Annotated in this window: 19 protein-coding genes; 4 read left to right on the top strand and 15 right to left on the bottom strand. The window is 68.9% G+C overall.

Annotated elements, in window-relative coordinates; all coding sequences use genetic code 11:
- Position 1: 1 nt before the first annotated feature.
- On the bottom strand, positions 2–1081 hold the full coding sequence (locus tag ABT288_RS09175) for an AAA family ATPase (RefSeq protein WP_351604360.1): 1080 nt from the start codon (positions 1079–1081) through the stop codon (positions 2–4).
- 992 nt (positions 1082–2073) lie between these two features.
- Here ABT288_RS09175 and ABT288_RS09170 point away from each other — a divergent pair.
- The 3 genes from ABT288_RS09170 (at position 2074) to ABT288_RS09160 (ending at position 7519) form a co-directional block, all read left to right on the top strand.
- On the top strand, positions 2074–3810 hold the full coding sequence (locus tag ABT288_RS09170) for a hypothetical protein (RefSeq protein WP_351604336.1): 1737 nt from the start codon (positions 2074–2076) through the stop codon (positions 3808–3810).
- Positions 3811–4138: 328 nt separating this feature from the next.
- The gene (locus tag ABT288_RS09165; protein ID WP_351604334.1) at positions 4139–6448 is read left to right on the top strand and encodes a serine/threonine-protein kinase; all 2310 of its coding nucleotides are present in this window, start codon (positions 4139–4141) and stop codon (positions 6446–6448) included.
- Positions 6449–7258: 810 nt separating this feature from the next.
- Positions 7259–7519, top strand: coding sequence for a hypothetical protein (locus tag ABT288_RS09160; RefSeq protein ID WP_351604332.1), 261 nt, complete (start codon positions 7259–7261; stop codon positions 7517–7519).
- Between the two features lie 67 nt (positions 7520–7586).
- Here the strand turns inward: ABT288_RS09160 and ABT288_RS09155 are convergent, their stop codons facing one another.
- Entirely contained in the window at positions 7587–8486 is a 900-nt protein-coding gene (locus ABT288_RS09155) for an alpha/beta fold hydrolase (RefSeq protein WP_351604330.1), read from the bottom strand.
- Positions 8487–8571: 85 nt separating this feature from the next.
- Here ABT288_RS09155 and ABT288_RS09150 point away from each other — a divergent pair, with 85 nt between their 5' ends.
- A complete protein-coding gene (locus tag ABT288_RS09150) occupies positions 8572–9162 on the top strand; it encodes a TetR/AcrR family transcriptional regulator (protein WP_351604328.1) in 591 nt (196 codons plus the stop codon).
- A gap of 261 nt (positions 9163–9423) precedes the next feature.
- Here the strand turns inward: ABT288_RS09150 and ABT288_RS09145 are convergent, their stop codons facing one another.
- The 13 genes from ABT288_RS09145 to ABT288_RS09085 form a co-directional block, all read right to left on the bottom strand.
- Positions 9424–12276 (bottom strand): AfsR/SARP family transcriptional regulator, encoded by a 2853-nt coding sequence (locus tag ABT288_RS09145; protein ID WP_351604326.1) that lies wholly within the window; start codon positions 12274–12276, stop codon positions 9424–9426.
- Between the two features lie 47 nt (positions 12277–12323).
- A complete protein-coding gene (locus ABT288_RS09140; RefSeq protein WP_351604324.1) occupies positions 12324–12773 on the bottom strand; it encodes a pilus assembly protein TadG-related protein in 450 nt (149 codons plus the stop codon).
- A complete protein-coding gene (locus ABT288_RS09135; protein ID WP_351604358.1) occupies positions 12770–13150 on the bottom strand; it encodes a TadE/TadG family type IV pilus assembly protein in 381 nt (126 codons plus the stop codon). The genes ABT288_RS09140 and ABT288_RS09135 overlap by 4 nt, the downstream gene beginning before the upstream one ends.
- Positions 13151–13200: 50 nt before the next feature.
- Positions 13201–13617, bottom strand: a complete 417-nt coding sequence (locus ABT288_RS09130) for a TadE/TadG family type IV pilus assembly protein (protein ID WP_351604322.1) — start codon at positions 13615–13617, stop codon at positions 13201–13203.
- 3 nt (positions 13618–13620) lie between these two features.
- Positions 13621–13818: a hypothetical protein gene (locus ABT288_RS09125; protein WP_351604320.1), complete on the bottom strand. Its 198-nt coding sequence runs from the start codon at positions 13816–13818 to the stop codon at positions 13621–13623.
- A gap of 44 nt (positions 13819–13862) precedes the next feature.
- Entirely contained in the window at positions 13863–14762 is a 900-nt protein-coding gene (locus tag ABT288_RS09120; protein WP_351604318.1) for a type II secretion system F family protein, read from the bottom strand.
- Positions 14759–15673 (bottom strand): type II secretion system F family protein, encoded by a 915-nt coding sequence (locus ABT288_RS09115; protein WP_351604316.1) that lies wholly within the window; start codon positions 15671–15673, stop codon positions 14759–14761. The genes ABT288_RS09120 and ABT288_RS09115 overlap by 4 nt, the downstream gene beginning before the upstream one ends.
- Positions 15673–17022 (bottom strand): TadA family conjugal transfer-associated ATPase, encoded by a 1350-nt coding sequence (locus ABT288_RS09110; RefSeq protein ID WP_351604314.1) that lies wholly within the window; start codon positions 17020–17022, stop codon positions 15673–15675. The genes ABT288_RS09115 and ABT288_RS09110 overlap by 1 nt, the downstream gene beginning before the upstream one ends.
- Positions 17019–17867, bottom strand: coding sequence for a MinD/ParA family ATP-binding protein (locus ABT288_RS09105; protein ID WP_351604312.1), 849 nt, complete (start codon positions 17865–17867; stop codon positions 17019–17021). The genes ABT288_RS09110 and ABT288_RS09105 overlap by 4 nt, the downstream gene beginning before the upstream one ends.
- 5 nt (positions 17868–17872) lie before the next feature.
- A complete protein-coding gene (locus tag ABT288_RS09100; RefSeq protein WP_351604310.1) occupies positions 17873–18481 on the bottom strand; it encodes an SAF domain-containing protein in 609 nt (202 codons plus the stop codon).
- A gap of 171 nt (positions 18482–18652) precedes the next feature.
- The gene (locus ABT288_RS09095; protein ID WP_351604309.1) at positions 18653–19195 is read right to left on the bottom strand and encodes a hypothetical protein; all 543 of its coding nucleotides are present in this window, start codon (positions 19193–19195) and stop codon (positions 18653–18655) included.
- 302 nt (positions 19196–19497) lie between these two features.
- A complete protein-coding gene (locus ABT288_RS09090) occupies positions 19498–20040 on the bottom strand; it encodes a hypothetical protein (RefSeq protein WP_351604308.1) in 543 nt (180 codons plus the stop codon).
- A gap of 199 nt (positions 20041–20239) precedes the next feature.
- Positions 20240–20731, bottom strand: a complete 492-nt coding sequence (locus tag ABT288_RS09085; protein WP_351604306.1) for an ATP-binding protein — start codon at positions 20729–20731, stop codon at positions 20240–20242.
- Between the last annotated feature and the right edge of the window lie 182 nt (positions 20732–20913).

Below are 20913 nucleotides of genomic sequence, written 5' to 3'. Positions count from 1 at the left end.
GTTAGAGCTGGCGGCCCAGGGCCAGGGCGGTGACCGGGCGGCCGATGGCCTTGGTGACGATCTCGGCGACCGTGTCGCGGTCCTCCAGGGGCGCGATGCCGACCAGGTTGGCGAAGGCGGCCTCGGTGCCGAGTACGTCGGCGATCTTCTGGAAGGCGATCAGCTCCCGCAGTTGCGGGGCCCATCCGACGTCTCCGGCCTGCTGGCTGGCGGCGAGGTGGCGGGCGATGCGCACCGCCGTGCGGTTGATCTTCAAGGCGGCGGCCAGGTCGTAGTCCGAGCCGACCCGGATCTGCACGCTGAACCGCGAGGCGAGGGCTTCGGTGAGGACCGCGCCGTGCACGCCCGGGTTGTGTCCGGCGATCACGTAGAAGCCGTCGGCGGCGCTGATCGTCTCGCCCTTGTGCGCCTTGACCTGGATCTGCCTGCGCCCGTCCATCGCCGGGTACAGGGCGGCCAATACCTTCGGGGAGATCAGGGTGGCGTCATCCAGGAGGAGGGCGCGGCCCTCCTGCATGGCGGTGACGAGGGGACCGTAGATGAACTCGTAGCCGCCGCTTGAGTCCTGGGTGTACTCGCCGATCAGGTCACCGACCGTGGTGTCACCGTCCCCGGCCACCGTGATCAGGTCCGGGAACGCCGCCTCGATCAGCGACGTCTTCCCCGTCCCCGGCGGCCCGTACAACAACACCGGCACCTGCGCCTGGCGCAGCCTGCGCAGCGCCTCGACATCCGGTAGCTGCGCCAGCGCCCTGGGGTGGTACTTCTGCCCGTTCGGCCGGGTGATCGGCTCCGGCCGCCCGCCCGGCGACGGGGCCGTTGGTGCCTGCCCGGCCGACTGGTGCGGCACCGAGACAGTCGGGCTCGGCTCGGGCGCGGGTCCCGGGACCCTCTGGGCTGCGGCGCCCGTCATGGAAGTCGCCCGGTAGGTGCGGGGTTTGGCGCCCGACCGGTCCGCTTCGCCCCGGCACACCAGCGTCTCGCACGCGTTGCCGACCGCCCCGCCCGAATGCCCCAGCATCCTCGCCAGCTCCGTCACCGTGAACCCAGTGCCCGGGCTGGCGGCGAGGATCTTGGCGATCCTCGCCCGTAGCTCGCCGGGGCGGGCCTTCCCGATCGGGCCGGGCGGCGACCCCGCCGGGGTCGCGGGTGCACTGGGCGGCGCGGAGTCCGCCTGGCCGGACGCAGGGGTGGACGATGCGGGCGTGGAGGCAGGGGCGGGCGCGGCAGGGCTCGTCATCGGGCGAATTCCTTTCACTGCTTGACCGAGAACCGGCTAATTCGAATTCGAAAATAACCACCCTCTGGACACACTCCACCCGTCATCCGTTTTCGAGAGGAGCCCATCCGAGGGATTTCCTTTCCCGGCCTCTCCGGGAACAATTCAAATATAGCTCGACCTGCACCCCGCTTGAAGCGGGATTCCGGCTTGATAATGCTGGAATTCTCGTGAATTCACGACCGTTTTTCAGGGGAAATTCCGCCGGTACGACGCAAGGCGTCGTGGCCTGCGGCACGCACGACCAGAATGCAGGCACATCAGTCGCCTGGAACGGGCGGATTCGAGTGTGTGCGCGGATCGGCCTGAAGGTGCGGCCTGGGCCGGGACGCCTTCAATCGCCCTCGGACCGCCTCTCGGTCGGGGCGGCCGGTTCCAGGGGGACGCCGGCATAGGCATGGGGTGTGAAGTTGAAGGAAGTGACCGACGATGTTGCTGGCAGCAAGGCGAGTTGGCAGACGTGTCGACATGTGCGAGGAGGCAGCCGGGCCGCCGAGTTGTTGGAGATCGGGATGCGTTGCTGCACCGATATACAGTCGCCCTCACCCGCAGGTGGCTCGTAGAGCCCCTGGCCTGCACTTTCGGGTGGAACGAGGATGTCGTATCCAAGCGTGCACACGGACGCGACGGTGGATACGACACCAGATACGACGGGGCGGACGTCATGGGCTCACTGGTCAGTCCGAGATCAGTCCGGTGGATTCGGTCTGAACCGCAGGGCGTTGAGCCGTAGACTTCGGCAGGGAACGCCGACGACGTCTGGCCGGTGTGGGCCCTCGTGGGGAGGAGATCGCATGCAGGACCCTTCGGACTCGATGGAGATCGTCGAGCCTGAGGAGAACGGCCAGAGTAATACCGCCGACTCATCTGTTGTGGACGATTCGACACCCAACCCGGGCATCGACCCAATAACCGCATCGACGGTCCTAGCGGAGGTGCTCCCAGGGGTTGCTGTCGTCTTCGGTGAGGTCCCGGCGGAAATCAAGCCCGATCTGATCGACTTCGGGCTCGTCCCAGCGGCAGACCTCAAGCAGATCTCCACAGTCCTCGCCTCGATCGGAAACACCGCGACCGTGGCCGGCAACCTCGGAAACGCATTCGCCAGCGTGCAGGGGCTCTACAGGATCAGCGACGCGACACAGGCCCTACTGAGGGCCGGCGCAACCCTCGCCGTCAAGGATGGCGCGAACCTCGGAGCAGTGTTCGCCAACGGCAAGATTGTCGCTCAGGCCCGCTTCCTCCCCTTGACTGCGGTGAGCGCGGCGCAGACCGCGGCTGCGATCGGGCCAGCGCTGGCCATGATCGGCCTTCAGATGCAGCTGAGTGAGGTCACGGGCCTTGTCAGGACCAACATCGCGCTGACGAGCCAGGTACTCACAACCATCCGCAACGAGCAGTGGGCCGAACTGACGGGCCTCGTCGCCACCGTCGACCGCGCGGTCGACCACGCGCGAGAGGTCGGATCGGTCCCCACCACCTTGTGGCACAAGGTCGCGGACAAGGAGGCGAACCTGGTTAAGCAGCTTGAGCTGTACCGGCTGAACGTTCGCGACCACATCGGGCAGATCCATGAACTCGGCCTGCATGGCGGCCGTGAGTATCTCCAGACGAACGCTGCGGCGATCTTCTTCGATGCCAACGCCCTGCTGTCTTCCCTGAAGGCATGGACCGGGTATCAGGCGCTCCACGCCGCGCGGGCGAGGGCCGCTGGCCCCGATGACGTCGGCGAGGCGCGGCTCTTCGACATCATTGCGCGCGACACTGGCGAAGAGCTCGGTTCCGCTCTTGCCGAGGCGACGAGCCTGGTCGACTCGCTGACGCGGGAGCTACGAATCATCGCCGAGCTGCCCGGACGCGACACACTGCCACTGCCCTGGAAGCGCCGGGACTCGAACGCAGCCCGCCAGATCTCCGCCCGTCTTCTGGAGGCGATCGAGCCTCTTGCCGATGCCCTCCATCCGCCGGCCCCTCCACTCGAGGCTCCGGGCGTCGTCTGCGCACCGGAATCGGTGGCTATCGAGCCGTACCTGCGCATCCTGCGGTGGTTCCTCGAGGACGGTGAGACGCTACGTGTCCTCGGCTTCCCCGATCAGCCCGATGCCCTGGATCCGATTTCCGCGGTCCTCGGCGGAGCGATGGAGAAGTTGGCGGCAGCGTGGGACGAGGCCGCGGCAAAAACACTGATCGCCGTCACGGATCGCCGCATCATCACGGCCAAGACGAACGCGTTCCTTGAGCAAGGTGAGATCCGTCAAGTCATCCCGACTGACCGGGTGCGATACGTTCGAGCAGCGACCACGCAGGACAAAAGCGCGCGCTTGGTGATCGACCTCATCACGCGCGACGAGAACATCCGGTGGCTCTTCCACGCTGACATCGACCACACTCAAGTGGGCGCGCTAGCCGCCGTGCTCGCCGAGTCGATGACGATCCCGGACGTTGAACGCGATGAGCTTCAACGGCGGCGCCACGCCCCCATCGAGGCGGGCAGGAAGGACGAAAGTACTGGCCCGAGGCCTACAGGGCCGTAATCCGCCTCCGACTCCACACGCACCGTACTCTGGCCGCCCTCGACGAGCGCACGGTGAAGCGCATCGCGAAAACCCGGGCCAGGGCCCGCAATCCGGAAGCTGTCAACGCGACCCGGGCACGTAGATCGGTGTATAGCCGCGCCTACGGCGGGCGTGCGGAACGACCAGAGGGCATCTCCAGCCCAACGTCGCGCCTGGCAAGTCTCCTTGAGCATGAAGGACCCGGAGTCACCCCGAAATGTCACGGGTCTCAGCTATAACATTCCGGTGCTCCCCGCCTGCTGTCGGCGGGCCCCTCGAGCAGTAGGTTGACAACAGGGAGTTCTCCGTGACGCTGCCCCCGAGCATAGGTCCGTACAGACCACTTCACCGCATCGGCGCCGGAGGCATGGGGACGGTCTACTTCGCGTACCACCCCGCGACCGGGAAGCCGTCCGCGGTCAAGGTCCTCAGCCCGGACTACGCCAACGACCGTCACTACCGGCAGCGCTTCATACGTGAAGTCGAGGTCCTTCGCAGGGTGTCGGGTCCCTACCTGGTGCCGCTGGTGGACGCGGATACCGAAGCTGAGATCCCCTGGCTCGCGATGCCGTACGTGCCGGGTGAAACGCTGCAGCAGCACGTACATTCCCACGGATCGCTCCGGGGTCAGAATCTCCTCACCTTCGCTGCCGCCGTTGCCCTCGCGCTTGCCTACATCCACGCAGCTGGCGTCACCCATCGGGACCTCAAGCACGCCAACGTCATTCTCGCGGCGGACGGACCGCGCGTCCTCGACTTCGGCATTGCCGGCCACGTCGACGTCACAGCCTTCACCCGCACGTCCGTGCCTCGGTCCGGAAGTCACGGCTGGATGGCGCCCGAGCAACTGACGCGCGGCGAGATAACGCCGGCGTGCGACATCTTTGCCTGGGGCATCCTGGTGGCCTACGCCGCGGCTGGCAGTCATCCGTTCGGGCTGCCCACCGCCATCGAGCACCGCATCATCCACGCGGAACCGGACCTGCGGTCTGTCCCCGACGGCCTCAGGCCTCTGGTGTCCCGAGCTCTTCACAAGGACCCGGACACTCGGCCCACCGCCGCGCAGCTGGCTCAGCAAACCGCAGGCCTGCTTGGCCCCTCGGGCACCGTGGTCCTTCCCACGGTCGCATACACGCGCCGGGCCTCGCCTGCCACGCCCGAGGAAGCGACACCGGCACACAATCTGCCCTGGACGATCTCCGCCTCCGGGATCGACCTCGCGAGAACTATCCCCTTTACAAGGGGTACGGGCTGGCGCAGTGGACCGGCAGCACGAGAGTTCCTCGACGAGGCCACAGTCACCCTGTCCCGCCTCCGGGAGACACTGGCACGGACCGAGCCGGCTGGCGATGACATATCCGCCGCGCGTGCCGCTCTCGGTGGCGCCTCCGCTGCGCTGGCTGCCGCCCGCAAGGAGTACGAGCAGGCCGGCGGCGCCGACTGCGAACCTGCGGCCCAATCCGTAGAGGCCGCCACGGCGGCTATTTACGACATCCTCGCCAGGCAAGTCGAGCAGCAGGCGGAACAGCGTGAGACCCGGAACCAGAAGCCCCGGCCTCACAGGCGCCGAAGGGTCCTTGTTGCTGCGGGGGCTGCCGCTGCTGTCACCCTCACCGGCAGCGTGGCCTACACCCTCGGGCGACCAACCCACTCAACCGCACAGCCTCCGGCCGCAGCCGGCACCCATCAAACAACAACAAGCGCCGCTCCCACCACCTTCGCCCCCTCCATTAGCAACCCTTCCCCCACGGACACCCCGACGACTGCCACTCCCACTCCCACAGCGACGCCTGTCACTGTGCTCGGCGGCCTGCAGTTCACGCTCCCCGCTTCTTGGGACACGAACCAGGTGCCGCAGGACAGCCTGAACTTCGACGACGGCATGGACAGCCGGTATGCAACGGACCTGGTCCCTCACGACGGCAGCGACACCGGAGGCCTGGCCGTCGAGTGGGCACCTGGGATGACCAGCATCAAGGGAGGCTCCAACGGCACCTGGAACGACAACTTCGGTATGTTCGGCATCCGCTTCACCACAGGCGGCCCAAACCCATCCGCTGGCGGAACGTACCAGTTCGACCAGGAGGTTCGTGAGCAGACCGTCACACACGCCAGCGGGATGCAGCAGCTCCCGGTGGCAGGCGGACAAGCCCAGGCGTGGACCGTCCGCACCGACATCTTGCCGGACCACAACCACACGCGCACCGCCGTCCACCGCGTATGGTTCCTTCCTTCTTCCCATTACGTGCTGTACGACTACGGGACCTTGGAGCCCAAGCGAACCGCCGAGATCGACGCCATCCTGAAGTCGGCCAGATTCACAAAGGTCGACATGCCGCTGGACTGCGTGGACGCCGTTGACTTCCTCGACACCGCTGCTGTTGGCGGGAACCCGCAGGGAGACGACCCGTCCCAGAGCTGCCTCGACTTGACCGTGAACTCAGCAGGTACTGCGGGCACGGCCGCAGACTCGACCGCGCTCGATCCTGGGACCACGAAGTCCAAGACTGCCGCCGCCTGTCTCAGCCTGGTCAGCGTGTACGGCATCAGCAACGTGGCGGGCGACGCCAGCTACACCCGGGCGCGAAGGAATTGCGACTTCCCTCGGAGCCGGTAAGCCTTATGCCGCGCACCCTGCGCGGGACGCCTTCAGCGGAAGCCAACAGTCGCCATACCACTCCGCCACCAAGGGCGTTTCGGTGCCTCAAGACCCTCGGGCTGGAAGCGGTTCACCCAGCTCCCGGCCACCACCTGACGGCCGGCCACCGCCCCGAGACCAGGAAGGAGAGCAACCCCTGGCCTGTGGGACCCAGAGCTTCCGCAATGTCACGCGACGACTCAACGCCACCAACGGGGACATTACGGGCGCACCGATGAGGCGATCACCGAGTGGAAGCCGCTGAGGACTCGAGGCTGGGAAGAGCAGCGAGGCAAGCTGCTGGCGGGTGTAGGGCTGATGCGTTCTCAGCCAGCGAGATGAATTGATCGCGCGTGTATGCGTCGCCGCGGACGGTTTGCCCGGTTTGCCGTTGAGCGGTGTGCATCGTGAAGTCGCAGGTCACGGGCCTGGTGTGAATGGCGAGTTGGGTACTCGTGGCGGTCGGCGGCCGATGACCATGGCGTAGATCATCGGGCAGGTCCGGCTCTGGCGGGATGCCGGGTTCGGCTGCGCCCACGACCGGCTCCCGCCTACGATTCGTCAGCAGGTCGGCACGCCGTGAGAACGCGGGAGGGCGCGGGGGATGCAGGAGCGGCAGCGGATCACCGCTCGCCGGAGCGAACTGGACGCTTTCGCAGAAAAGTTGGGCAAGCAACTCCAGGAGGCAGGCCGAGCGGCACGAACTGGCGATCGCGGAGCGGAGTGTTGAAACCGCCTGGCCGAGCAGGCCCGGGCCGACGCCGGGCTGTCGCTGCGGCATCGGCGAAGGTGGCCGGGCGGGCAGTCCTGCTCATTCCGCACCGCGGCGACGCGGCCGACGAGGGCGGGCTGCCCGGCGACTACCGCAAGATCCTGGCGATCGTGCGGGAGGTAGACGGCCCGGTGCAGGTCAGGGCGGTCGGCGAGCGGTTGGGGCTGGACGCCTCGGTACACGGCAAGCTGGAACCTTTGCGGGCGAAGATGACCAAGCTCGGCGTCCGGGGCTGGCTGCACAAGCGGGGCGACGGGCGGTTCACGGCACGTCTGTAGGCGCGCGGGGCGGGCCCGTAACTGACGGGCCCCCGACGGCAATGGGGATCGCCCTCCTGCTAGAGCACTAACGGCCGCTGAAGAAGTCGGTGAGGGCGGCGGCGACGGCCTCGGGCTGCTCCTCGGGGATGTAGTGACCGGCGTCGGGCACGATGACGCCGGTCACGTTCTCGGCCCACGGGCTGATGGAGGCCGCCATATCCGGGATCGAGCCGTGGCTGCTGGAGATTCCGAGGACGGGCGCGGTCAGTCGCCGCTGCTCGAGTGCCGCGCGGTTCTTGCGCGCGGACTCGGCGGCGTCGCGGTAGTAGGCGAGGCCGGCGCGCAGGCCGCCATCGACGGCGAGGGCCGCGCCGTAGTGGTCGAGCTCTGCTTCCTCGAACGCGTCGGGCGCGAGGGACTTGGTCTTCAGGAACCAGCTGATGTACTCCCGCTCGCGCCCAGCTATCAGCGTCTCGGGAAGATCGGGCACCACGTGGAACGCGAAGTGCCAGGTCTTGAACGCCAGAGTCGGGTCGAGGGGGATCGCCTCCGGCATGGTGATACCGGGAATTCCGGCGTCGAGCAGCGCGACCCCGTGCAGTCGGCTCTCGTAGTTCAGGGCGAGGGAGAAGGCGACCCAGGCGCCGATGTCGTGCCCGGCGAGCCAGTAGTCCCGCACGCCGAGAGCGTTCACAGCGGCCTGGATGTGCGCGGCGACCGTGTGCGTGTCGTACCTGAGCTCCGGATGCTCGGAATTGCCTTGGCCCGGCCGGTCGATCGCTATGACCCGGAACCGATCGGCGAGAACAGGCATGACCTTTCGCCAGGCCCACCACGTTTGCGGGAACCCGGTGAGCAGGACGACGGCCGGTCCGTCCGGCCGACCGCCTTCGACGGCGTGCAGGCGGACGCCGTCGGCGTCGACCCAGCGGTGCGTGAATCCGGCCAGGTCATGCAGGGGCAGGGCGGGGACGGGGTGGGTCATGGGAATCCTCCATCGAGGCGGGTGGACCGTGATTCGACGCTAGCACGTCTTGAACTGATCAGTCCAAGATGGGAGGATGGGCCGCATGGCAGGCAAGAAGCAGTTCGACATGGACACGGTGCTCGACGCCGCGATGATCCAGTTCTGGCGCTCCGGCTACGCCGACACCTCGCTCGACGATCTGTCCCGGGCGACCGGCCTGAACCGCAGCTCGATCTACTCCTCGCTCGGCGATAAGGACGCGCTCTTCCTTCGCTGCCTGGATCGCTACGCCACGCGCTACGGCGACAAGTTCGACGCCGCCCTCTCGTGCGCGGCCGAGGAGCCCGTCGCCGCCGTCCGTGCGTTCTTCGACGTCACCCTGGGGCGCATCGCCGACCCCGCCGTGCCCGACGGATGCCTGATGGCCCAGTCGGTCATGGCGAGTCCGGCGCTGAGCCCGAGCGTCGCAGAGCATGTCAAAGAGTTGTTCGGCCGCCAGCGCCCGCGCCTGCGCACCGCGCTGAAGGCCGGCGGAATGTCCGACGAGAACGCCGAGGACTTCGCCGTACACGTAGCGGCCGTGAACCAGTCTCTCGCGGTGATGGGTAGGGCCGGGGCGAGCCCGGAGCAACTCCGGGCGATCGTCGGGGTGACCGTCGACGCGCTCGCGCGAGCGCTGAGACCGGTCGGATAGCTGGCATATCAAATTTCTGCCTGAGAGCCATAGGCGCTACTCAATGTTCGGAGGGGCAAGACAGATGGCTGATAGCGGAAATACGCATCACGGAGCCCTGCACGGCGGTGACCTGCGCCGACGTGCAGGGCTCCGTCGTGCCACCGCGTTGCCGTTGTCCGGCGATTGTCGTCTGGTGCCCAAGCGCCGATACCGGACAACCGTGAGCCCGCTAGAAAAGTCCGTGTCGGGGCCAACGCCACTGGCGGGTGAGCTGCGTCTTTACCTCATCTGCCGGCTCCGGATACGGGGTGCGATGAGGGCTTGAGTGGCCGGTTCTGGTTCGATGCCAAGCTCGGCGAGGTGACGCGTGAGGCGGATGTAGGTATGCCGGGCGGCGTCGTGGCGTCCGGCGGCTTGGTAGAGGCGGATGGTGTGCTGAGCGAGGCGTTCGTGGTCGGGGTGGACGATGCCCAGGTGTTCCAGTAGTGCAAGGACTACATCGAGCTCACGCGGCGTGGCACCGGCGCGTTCGGCTTGGCGGGCCAGACGGAGGGCGGCGTCGGTGGCCTTCATAGTGAGGTGTTCGCGGACCGTGTCCGCCCACAGGTAGTCACTGCCCTGGGCGAAGGGGCCTCGGTAATGGGACAGGGCGTCGCGTACGGCGGAGAGGGCATCGCTCCGTGCTTCTTCCGTATCGGATGCGGAAAATGCCTCTTTGAGGCTGCGACTGAACTCCGCCAGGTCAGTTTCCACGAGTTCTGGATTGAGTTTGTGGAGTTCCCCTTGCAGCAGGATGAACTCCTGCGCCGTGATGCCGGTAGCGGCGCGCAGGGCGCGTCTTACGGCGCGGCGCAGGTTTTTGAGTGCGTTCTGGTCGCTGCCGGGGGCGAGGTGGAGTTTGTCAGCGATGTCGGAGGCGAGCAGGCCCGTGGGGTGGGCGGCGAGGAGGGCGAGGAATTCGTGGACTTCCGCCCGCAGGTTGGTGCCGACGGGGTCTTGGTGGCCACGGGCGTAGAGGGTGATGGGGCCGAGGACGTGAAGGCGTACGGGCTTGGTCTGTGCCGGTCGCGTGGGCTCAACCGCATCCGGGTGCAGGATCTCGACCGGATGCGGGTGCGTGGGCTCGACCGCATCCGGGTGCGGGGGCTCGTCGTCCGCCGGAGGCGGGGTGGGGGTTTCGTGTTCGGAATCGGGGCGCGGGGCTTGGGTCGGGAGAACGCGCAGGCGGGGGCGCTGGCCGTGGGCGGTGAGGAGGACCTCGGTCACGTCTCGTCCGGCCTCGGGCGTGAGGTGGAACAGCCTGAGTGTCCCGGGTACTTGACCGTGTCCTTCGCTGGTGACGGTGCCGTCGTCGGCGATGTGCCATGAGCTGGAGCCGGGCAGCATGGTGTCCAGGCTGAGGACGATCAGGGTTCCTGGTCTGCTGCGCGAGGCCAGCGCCTGCAGCTGTCCCGTGTGGGCCGCGTCAGGCGTGGCGAGCAGGAGCAGGGGGCCCGGCTCGGTCTCCGGAGCGGAGTGTGGGCTCGCCTGCAAGGTTGCCGCGGGCGCGGTGTCCTGCTCGTCGTGTGCGCGGGCGTGGGCGATCAGGTGCTGTTCTGCGTATCGGATGGCGTCTGCGAGGTCGGCGCTCTGGGTCAGGGCGCTGAACTCAGCGGGCAGTCCTGGCAGCAAAGTGTCTGCCAAGTCCTGGGGGACGACCGCCGTGACGCGTGGTGGCCCGGGGCGGCGGCGTTCAGCGGCGGTGAGGACGCCGACCAGCAGGGCGCGGGCGGCGCCATCGGCGCCGGGACCGGTCCAGGCGCAGCCTCCGGGCAGGGCCAGCTCGTCGAGGGGGACCTCGGCGTCTTCCCGTACGCCGATGGTGACCGTGCCCGGGGTAAGGGGCTGCTGGGGAGGGGTGCGGCGGGGGGCCAGGGGGTGGGCTTCGGCTGGCTGGCGGGGCCGGGTTGCCGCGTGGGCGGCCTGTGCGGCCTTGTCCACCAGCGGGCTCAGAGCAGGTACGTCCGTCTCCTGGCCGGGCTCCCGCCGGCGGTGTTGGTGCCAGTACCAATAGCGGCGTGCGGCCAGCAGGCCGGCCGCCGCGGTGATGCCGATCAGGCTCGCCTCCCCAAAAGTGATGGCGGCGGGACCTTGTGGGGCGGAGGGTTTTGCGGTCGTGGCCTCGTCGTGCCGATCGGACTGTGCGGGAGTGTGTTGGCCAGCCTCCTGTCGGCCAGTGTCCTTGCGGTGGTCGAGGGTCGGCGGCGCTTGCGCCGGTGCGGGCTCGGAGGGCTTCGGGGGTGTGGTAGCCGGTGCCGGATCTGTCGGGGCGGGAACAGATGCCGGCGGCGGCGTGGCGGCCCCGCTGGCGGGGATCGTCAGTTGCCACCCGGGCAGGATCAGGTCCGGGTCGGTGAGCCGGGCTCCGTCGCCTTGGACGCGGTCCTTGTTCAGCGCATAGATGCGCGGCCACTTGAGAGGATCGCCCAGGTGCATGCGCGCGATATTCCACAGGGTGTCGCCTTCGACGACCGTGTACTCAATGTGCCGGACGGCCTCAGCCTCTCGCGCCTGTCCGGGCAGTGTGGAGTGTGTCGTAGTGGAGTTGGTCGTCGTGGCGCGCGCCGAGGCTGGTTTGCCTGCGGCCCGATGCCGGGTCGAGACAGGGATGAGAGGGGCTGTCGCGGCGGTGTGCGGCCGTACGTCTCCCGGGGAGAAGGGCTGCTGGGCACTGGCCGTTTCGGGGCGCCAGAGCCCGATTAGTGCGACGACGAGGGTGCCGATGCACAGCGCGGCAAGCGAGCCCTTCACCGATAGGGCAGCGACGTGTTCATGGTGTGCGTGGCGGTCGCGCAGCAGCTGCGGAAGGTGGGTGGCGTACCAGATGGTCTCGCGGACCACGGTGTAGGCGAAGCCGGCCCAGCACGCCCAGCCCACGACGGCCAACAGGCTGATCATCAAGGGGTCGCTGACCGGCTGCGTCAGCCGTTGCCCGACCTCGCCGAGTGAGGAGATGTGTTCCGGCCAGGGCACACCAGTGGCTCGCCACAGGACGTAGGGCATCCCGGCCAGCAGGGTGAGCGTGACGGCCAGGGTCCCGGTGGCCGTGGCGGCAGCTGTCAGGCGCTGGCGCAGCTGCGGTGGGTGTGTCATCGCCGGTTCGCTCTCGTCTGCCGGAGTGGATGGTGAGGTGAACGGTCCTATGGGGTGGTGCGTTCGGCGTGCGCGGTGCTGGTCGCGTGCATGGTGAGGGTGCGCAGGCCGATCAGTTGCAGGATCTGGGTGCGCTGGTGGTGGGTGACATGGACGGTGACGGCTTCGCCCTGGACGGTGGCGGTGGCGCTGTCTCCGGTGGAGGCGACGTATGCGCGGGCCGCCGCTGCGGCCTGGTCGCGTACGAGCCGGACCTCTTCGCCGCGCCGAAGACGGCCGATGTCCAGTTGCTGGGCGCCGGTGCGGGCGGCTTCCTGCGCCACATCCAGGGCCTGGGCCTTGCCGGCCAGGGCGAGGCCGCCGTCGACCACGATCCCGGCGAACAGCCACAGCGCGGCGAAGACGCAGACGACGAACGCGGTGACCTGTCCTCGGTCGTCCCCGGCCGGCAGCCAAACACGGACCTGAGTCAGATGTTCTCGCAGTCGTCGTTTCACGGGGTGCTCCTGAAGGTGTCAACGACGGAGAAGGCTGTGTCGGCCAGCGTCACGTGGCCAGGCAGCCCGGTGTGGGTGAGGTGGCCCAGATCGGCGGTGCAGGAGACGCGTGCCGTCACGGTGGCGCCCGGTGTAAGTCCGCCGGTGGCGAGGCGGACGCTCGGGCGCGTGCAGGAGGCTCCCGCCTCGCGCACTGCCGCGTCAGCGGCACGTTCGGCCTGGGTGTGGGCGTCCTTGTCGGTGCGGGCCAGGGAGGCGGCGCGGGCTGCTTGGTGGGCGGCGTCCGCCACGACCAGACGGGCATCGGCGAGCAGCCCGAAAGCCACCACGACCAGGAACACGAGGACGAGCAGCGGCGTGACGAGCACCAGCTCCACCGCCGCCGAACCCCGCTCTGCGTCGTCTCGTGTGCCGCGCACCGCCCCGGTCAAGGCTGGCCTCCGGTGGGTGTGGTGATCCGTTCCGTGGGACCGGAGGCGGTGCCGGAGGCGTGCAGGACAAGCCCCGGGACGGGGAGCACGCGGATCACGGTCCCCTGCACGCGCACGGTGGTGTGGGTGGCGGTGCGCTCGGCGGTGACGGACGGTGCGGTCAGAACGCGGCTGCCCAGTGCTGCAAGGCTGCGTCGTGCCTGAGCCCGGCCGGCCGCGGCGGTGCCGTTCTCGGTGCGGGCGGCGGCCAGGGCCCGCTCGGCGGCGTACTGGGCGATGTGCCGTGCGTGCCAGAGCAGCGCGAACTGCACAGCGAGGAGCGCGATCAGCAGTAGGGCCGGGACGACGAGCACCAGCTGGGTACTCGCCGCCCCGCGGTCGCTGCGCGGCCTGCGAAGGAACGTGGTGGCCACGGTTTAGCCGCCCAGGTCGATGCTGTTTGCCTTGGCGGTGACCTTGGCGACGATGATGCCCACCACGGTGAGGCCCAGGATTGCCAGCAGGGCGGTGACGACGATGGTCTCGGTGGTGTAGCCCGCGTCCGAGCGGGCCTGTCGGCGGAGTTCGGCCAGGTGCGCGCGTACCAAGCGGGCCAGGATGTCGAGTGGGAACATGGCGGAGTTCTCTCTACGGGTTTGTACTCGTACGGGTGGGCGCTTCAGGTGATCGACATGACGTGGGCAAGGGCCGGGTAGCCGATCAGCAGCAGGAACGCGGCGAAGAGTCCGACCACGGGCAGCGACATCCGCTCGGTGGCCGCCTGGGCGGCGCCGTCGGCTTCCGAGATCCTCCGCCGCCGCATCGCTCGCGCCTTCGCCCCGAGCGAGCCGCGGATCTTGGCGCCTTCGCTTCCGGCGAGGTTGAGCGTTGAGGCCAGCTCGGTGAGATCGGTCACGGCCAGGTGTCGTCCCAGGTCGCCCAGGTGGGACCAGGGGCTGGTGCGGGTGAGCTGGGCGACGTGCAGGGCGTGCCGGAGTCTCGCCGCCGCCCATCCTTGGGGTGCGGCCACCGCTTGGGCGAAAGCCTGCTGGATTCCGGCGCCGCCGGCGAGCGCGATCACCGTCAGGTCCAGGACGAGGCTGAGGGTGTGGCGCATCTCGCGGCGTCGCTGTGCGGCCTGCTGGCGTACCGACAGGTCGGGGGTGAAGAACAGTACGACGGCCAGGGCGAGGGAGCCGGCCAGCGGCATCCACCAGCCTGCCCCGATACCGGCCTCCAGGCGCAGCAGGAGCGTGGCGGCCCACGGGCCGACCAGTCCTGCGGTGGCGCAAACCGCCTTGCCCGCCAGGTGCCGTTCCTCGTCCGTGCCGCACACGGCCAGGTCCGCGCGCAGCGAGGCGGTGGGGAAGCCCAGCGCCCGCACCAGCGGTACGGCACATCTGCCCAGCCGAGTAGCCCACTCCGTGTCCTCCGCCTCGCCCGCCCGTGAAGCCGCCTGCGGTACAGGGGTGTTGAGTGCGGTGAGGACATCGGCGAGCGCGGGCCGGGGTGGGCGCAGGCCGTAGACGAGGGCGGTGGCCCCGACGCCGAACAGGGCACCGAGCAGCATGACGATCACCGTGCGCCTCCCGGCCCGGTACCCGCCGTGGTGCGGGAAGCGGTCGGGGTAATGAGCCGCACGGGTTCCTCGATGCGCCCGATCACGCTCAGGTAGGTGAAGCTCGCGGTGAACAGGGCACCCACCACCGCGAGCACCACCTGCCCGGTCAGCGAGTCGAAGGGGTCCATGTAGGGGCGGTTGAACACCACCAGCCCCAGCACCATGCCCAGAGTGACGCTGACCGTGACGCGCACTCCGGTACGTACGCTCGCCCGTCCGGCGTCGATGCGCTGCCGCATGGCCACCTGCTCGCGCACCGACTCGGCAAGCTCCCCCAGCAGCGGCGCGAGGTGACTGCCCTGCTGCTCGGCCGCCATCACGAGCGCGGCGACCACGACATCGGCCAGTGGGTCATCGGCCTCCTGCGCGAATGCCCGCAGCGCGGCCGGCAGGGGATGCCCGGAGCGGATCGCGGCGGCCAGCTTCCGCATCTCGGGTTCGAGCGCGGCCGGGGCGATGTCCGTGGTCGCCAGCACCGCCTGCTCCAGACCTGCCGCGGCGGAGAGGGTGTCGCGCAGCATCTCCGTCCAGGTGGCCAGCGCCTCCATCCGCTCCGTACGCCGGGCCGCGTGCCGGTCCGGTCCGAGCAGGCCAGGAAGGGTGAGCACGGCAATGGTGGTCAGCACCGCCGCTACCGGCCATGTCGTCAGCGTCCCCGCGACCGCCCCGGCCGTCACCGCGATCACCACGCGCCGCGTGGTCCAGTCCGCAGGCAGCCGCGATACCAGTGCACGCCACAGGCCGGGCCGCTCCTCTCGCGCCGCCCGCCGCACAACGCCGTAGCCGATGGCCACCAGGCCGAGCCCGAACACCGTCCCGCACGCCACCGCGACGCCCGTCGAGGCAGCGGGGCCGATCAGGCTGTTCATCAGGCTGCTCCCCACCACTGGTAGGCGGCTTCCCGGGCGTCCAGCCCGGCTGCGACCAGGTCATTGAGGGTCTCGGTACGCGGTGGAGTGGCGGGCACGGCACGCCCGTCGGCGCCCGGGCGGTAGACCTCGTTGGAGACGATCTGTGCCCCGTCCGCGTCGATGACCTCGCGCACCGAATCGATGACCCGCCGGCCTGCGGCGTCCCAGCCCAGATGGACGACGAAGTGGACTGCGGAGGCCACCATCAGGTTCGTCGCCTCCAGCGTGAGCCGTTCCGGGGCCTGTGCGGCGTAGGAGGCGAGTTTCGTGAACACCCCGCGCGAGGTGGAGGCGTGGATGGTGGACAACGAGCCGTCATTGCCCTGACTCATGGCATTGCACATCGGGATGACCTCGGCCCCGCGGATCTCTCCGACGATGACCCGGTCCGGGGACATCCGCAGCCCCCACCGCACCAGCTCCGCCTGGTCGATGCCGCCCTGCCCTTCGATGTTCGGCTCCCGGGCCTGCATGGCCACCACGTTCGGGTGCGCCACCGGGTCGGCGTCCAGACCGAGTTCGAAGGTGTCCTCGATCGTCACCAGCCGTTCCTCGGGCGGGATCGCGTGGGCGAAGGCTCTCAGCACCGTGGTCTTGCCGACATTGGTGCCACCGCCGATCACGATGTTCTTACGCGCCCGCACCAGCGCCCGCAGGAATTCCGCGAGCTGCTCGTTGCACACGCCCAGCCGCACCAGCTCCGCCATCGAGGTGGCCGGGAAACGGTGACGCCGGATCGTCAGCGACACCCGCCCGGTGACCGCCATCACCGCAAAGAGCCGGGAACCGTCGGGGAGCTGTAGGTTCAGGCGCGGCATGCCCCGGTCGAAGCGCCGTTCCTCCCCGCCCGTGCGGGAAGCCAGTGTGCGGACCAGTTCCACCAGTTCCTCATCCGAGGCGGCCACCGGTGCCTCACGACGCCATGCGCCTGCCGCGTCCTTGACCCACACCACATCGCAGCCGTTGACGCAGATGTTCTCGATCCGCTCATCTGCCAGCAGCCGCTCCAGGCGTCCGGTACCGAACAGCGCGTCCTTGACCGCCTGCGCGATCCGCTCCTCCACGGCGACATCCATCACCGAACCACCCCGGGCCAGCGCCTGACGCCGCTGCTCCCCCAGTTCCTCCGCGAGGAGAAGTCCCACAGTGGCCCGCCGCGCCGCTTCATCCTCCGCCGGCAAACCTGCCGACTCGCGCTCGCCGGCGTATGTCGCCAGGCGGGCCGCCACGCGCTGGCGTACCAGGTGCGCCAGTTGGTGCTCGTCGGCACCGGGCACGAACCCCGGGGGCATCAGCAGCTCGCTCATGATCCACTCTCCTCGGCTCCCGGCACCTGAACCAGACCTGTCCGGCTCCCGCCAGCCAGTTGCACCGCGTGTCTCTCGGTCACACGGCCACCGTCCGTAGCGCTAGTCCCGGTCGTGCTCTCCTGCGGACCGGTCAGCTGACGCGCCAGCATGCGCGCGGCGGTCATCAGCGGTGACGGACGGAACCCGGCGATGCGCAATGCGCTCTGCTTGGGGTTGTTCATCGCGGCGACGCCCTTGGCATCCCAGGGCAGGAAGACCACGCACCTGATCCCGAGCGTGTTCGCGATCTCGTCAGCCGGGTACGGGCACGGCCCGACCACGGCCAACGCCAGCCGCCCGGCACACGCGTCAACGTCCAGGCCGCAGGCGGACACATGGGTCAGCGGCTCCGCCCCGCCGCGCGTTACCAGCACGACCTGATCCGCAGCCTGGAGCAACGGCTCGACATCCTCGCCAAGGCGGCCCACGTCCAGCAGCACCGTGCCAAGATCATGACCATCCCCCAGCAACACACGCCGCCCGGCCTCACCAGCCAGCAGCCGCACAGCCTCCCGGCACGGACCACGGCCAGGCACCGCGACCACCGCCCGTACACCAAAGGGCAGTTCACTCACCGCCCCCAGCAAGGAGCCCGGATACGGCTGCCCGGCCGCCGCCGCGACATCCAGCAGCGAGGGAGACGACGGCAGACCAAAGCGGATCATGAGGTCACCGCCTGAGGGATCCGCCTCCACCATCACCGGCCGCACGCCGCCATCCGCCTCCGGCGGCCACACGGCGGCCAATGCCAGTGCCGTCGTCGTCACTCCCGGGGCGCCCGTGACCGACCCGAGAACGACCATCCGCCTCACGGTGCCTCACGCCCCTCGGCAGGAAGCACGACCACGCGCGGATGCTCAAGCTGCGCCGCCCGCCGTGCCGCCCCGGTCTCCACCAGCACCGTGACCACCCGCGGCCCTCCCGCCGACTCCGGCTCCCGCACGCTCGTCACCGTCCCCGCCACCGCCGACGGCGCCGTCTCCTGATCGCCCGCCGCTGCGGCACCGTCCGGGCCGGGAAGGACCGCAACACGCTCTCCGCGGGCGAGATCAGGCGGTGCGCCGCCCGGCTCCACGGCGAGCGCCACCTGCGAGAACCCCCTCGGAGGGAAGACCGCGCTCGTACCGACCTGGCCGGGAGCCAGCAACGAGCCAGCGACCAGCGGCACCTTCGCCTGCCGCCCCAGCACGGTGCCCCGATCCGCGAAGGCCACCACACCTGCGTCCGCCGCCACCTCCACGGCACGCAGATCGGCCGGCTTCAGCACCCGCCCGGCCGGCACATCGCGAGCCAGCACGAGAACCTGCTCCCGCTCCCCCACCGCCTGCGCCACCAGCGCGAAGCCGACCGCGGAGACCACCACCGCCCCGGTCCCGGCCCACACCCAGCCCAGTCTGCGACGCCGGGCACCCGTCACCGGCGGCTGCTGTGCCGGGCCCGACCGGCGCGCTCCTGGCACCCGCGACCCGCCGCCGCTCAGAGCCGAAGAAGACATGGGGGCACCCACAACTCACCTCGCGATCAGAAGAATTCCAACGTCCACCGGCCGGTCCCCGTGCAGGACAGGCCGCGCACTCAGCCCGAGCCGTCAGCGCGTGACGACGGTCTGTACCTCGTCCACCACCAACTGCCGCTCAGCAGTCATCACCAGCCCCGGCACGACCCCGGTCTGCCCGCCTCCATGCCAGTCGACATCCCAGGCGACCTGCACCGACACCGTGTACGACCGGCCCGGCGCGGACACCGACGCCCGCTGATAGGTGTAACCGCAGTCCGGCGACGACTCCTGGGGACTGTAGGCATCCGAGTACGGCGTCCCCGGCCCCCGACACACCACCTGGCCACCCTCGCCCATCGACCACACCGCCTTCCGCGGCCGCGCCGTCGCTGTCACGCTCACGCCTTCTACAGCAGCCGATGCCGACACCGGACCCCACGTAGACCGCTCCACCCACATCCACGTCGGCACGTGCACCACCTGCACGAATTCCTCGTCCGGGCTCGTGCGGATCAGCGGCTTCGGCAACTTCAGCCGCTTCACCGCCTCCTGGACGACCACCTCTACGGGCACCTGCTGCTGGCCACCGCCCGGCTTCGGCTTCTCCGACTTCTCGGGATCGAAGCGCGGCAAGATCCCAATGCCGCCACCCAGGTCGTACTCCCAACCGGTCGACGTGACCGTCGGCGGGCCTACCGGTCCTCCTCCACCACCGCGGCCGCTGGGCTTCGCCGCCCCGCCATGAGTCACCGGCCTGTCATTACCCGAACTACCCGGATTCCTTCTGACGCTCTGTGCCTCGGCATCGCAAACCCCAGGTGCGCACGTAACTGCGGAACCTGTGCTCAACCCGTCATCGGCGGCAGCATCACGTGCAGCGAGCAGTACCGCGATGCACAGCACCGCCATCACCATCGGCACAGCGGAGCTGAGCCTCAACACGTTCCCACCCTGTCGATGTACAGACGCTCGACAGTCCAGACCCCGTGTTGCCGTCGGACGGTCGCGTCGACGCGATGGTGACCACCAGGAACATCGTCCTCCCGCTTGCCGTCATTGGCGTAGTGCAGCCAATCGGTGGCATCTGCACAGTCCCGAATGACGACCGTCGTGGCATCACGCTTCCCCGCGACGGGGTCAAGACGCAGTTGCCCCTTGGTGACAACATCCTTCTTTCGGTCCTGCGTCATCATGTAACGCAGCAACTCCAACGCCTCTCCCGAGGCATGTGCCTCTAGGCGCGGATTCTTGGCATCCGATGTCTGCGCAGCGGCAGCAAGGTCGCCCCACATGGCCCGATATGCATCCATCGCTTCTGCGTGGTGCGTATTCGGTGTTCGAGAAACCGTCGTCTCAACCGACTTCTCCGGCAGCGATTTGGCATCTGATGAGCCGTCCGCGCAGCCGCCCAGGAACAGCCCTGCGGTAGCCGCACTTGCCGCCGCAAGCAGCGCCGCCGCCCGCCTTTGCGTTCTCACCAGCCCCCACTTTCCGTCACCCAAACCACTGGGGCGACAACTCTAAGTGATCGGATGCGACTGGAGATACCCGCCGCTGCGGTGAGCAATCCCCATGGGTGGGGTGAACTCCGGTCCACGGCGTGACGGTGCGCTGCTCATATGACGGTTCGCAATGAAGGTCCGGGCGGCCACCGACTCTATTCGGCGCGCACAGCTTTCAGGAACACTTCGAAGTCCACGAGACGGCCGGGAGCGCGAACCACGCCGTCTTGGTCCTCCTTTGCCCTCGGAATCCCCATGCTCCCTCGGTGAGTTGATGCACGATGTGCAGGCCGCGCCCGTGCTCGGACAGCAGCGTGCACAGCGCTTCCAAACCACCCCCGCGGTTCTCCTCGGTAGGCGTGTACGGCGGCGTTGCCGGGAATTCAGGAACCTCTGGGATGCACGGATCATGGTCCTCGACTTCGCAGATGATCCCCGCATCGGTGCGGCGCAGGCGCATCTCGTACGGGCCGACGGCGTGTGTGGTGGCGTTGGTGACGAATTCCGAGGCGGCCAGCACCGCATCGCTGATCACCTCGCCGTCGTAGCCGAGCTGGTCGAGGGCACAGCGCAGCGTGGCGCGAGCCCGGGCTACAGCGTCAGGGGTACAGCTGGTCCAGCGCAACAGAACACACGTGGTGGTGCCCGTGGCGCCGTATGCGGTCATCGCCGCCCTCCCCAGGCCGCGTGACGCCCACGCATGACGCAGCGGTGACGGTGACGTCCCGGGCGAGTGCAGTCGCGCGCTTCCCACAGCGCGAACAAGCCAGCGGCCGTCACAAACGGCAGCAGCACAGCGGTGAATGGAATCGGCGCCACGGCAGAACCTCCCGGTGATCGTGGCTGTGT

This window comes from Streptomyces sp. NPDC001093 (assembly GCF_040298985.1).
In the GTDB taxonomy this organism is placed as follows: Bacteria; Actinomycetota; Actinomycetes; order Streptomycetales; family Streptomycetaceae; genus Streptomyces.
Note: the sequence above shows the minus strand (reverse complement) of the source record. Positions and strands in the feature narration are given on the sequence as shown.

What these genes read in the sequence shown, in the direction of transcription:
- ABT288_RS09110 (WP_351604314.1), bottom strand. Translation starts at nt 17,022, where the DNA reads ATGAGCGAGCTGCTGATGCCCCCGGGGTTCGTGCCCGGTGCCGACGAG.
- ABT288_RS09105 (WP_351604312.1), bottom strand. Translation starts at nt 17,867, where the DNA reads ATGGTCGTTCTCGGGTCGGTCACGGGCGCCCCGGGAGTGACGACGACG.
- ABT288_RS09115 (WP_351604316.1), bottom strand. Translation starts at nt 15,673, where the DNA reads ATGAACAGCCTGATCGGCCCCGCTGCCTCGACGGGCGTCGCGGTGGCG.
- ABT288_RS09150 (WP_351604328.1), top strand. Translation starts at nt 8,572, where the DNA reads ATGGCAGGCAAGAAGCAGTTCGACATGGACACGGTGCTCGACGCCGCG.
- ABT288_RS09170 (WP_351604336.1), top strand. Translation starts at nt 2,074, where the DNA reads ATGCAGGACCCTTCGGACTCGATGGAGATCGTCGAGCCTGAGGAGAAC.
- ABT288_RS09155 (WP_351604330.1), bottom strand. Translation starts at nt 8,486, where the DNA reads ATGACCCACCCCGTCCCCGCCCTGCCCCTGCATGACCTGGCCGGATTC.
- ABT288_RS09125 (WP_351604320.1), bottom strand. Translation starts at nt 13,818, where the DNA reads ATGTTCCCACTCGACATCCTGGCCCGCTTGGTACGCGCGCACCTGGCC.
- ABT288_RS09145 (WP_351604326.1), bottom strand. Translation starts at nt 12,276, where the DNA reads ATGACACACCCACCGCAGCTGCGCCAGCGCCTGACAGCTGCCGCCACG.
- ABT288_RS09085 (WP_351604306.1), bottom strand. Translation starts at nt 20,731, where the DNA reads ATGACCGCATACGGCGCCACGGGCACCACCACGTGTGTTCTGTTGCGC.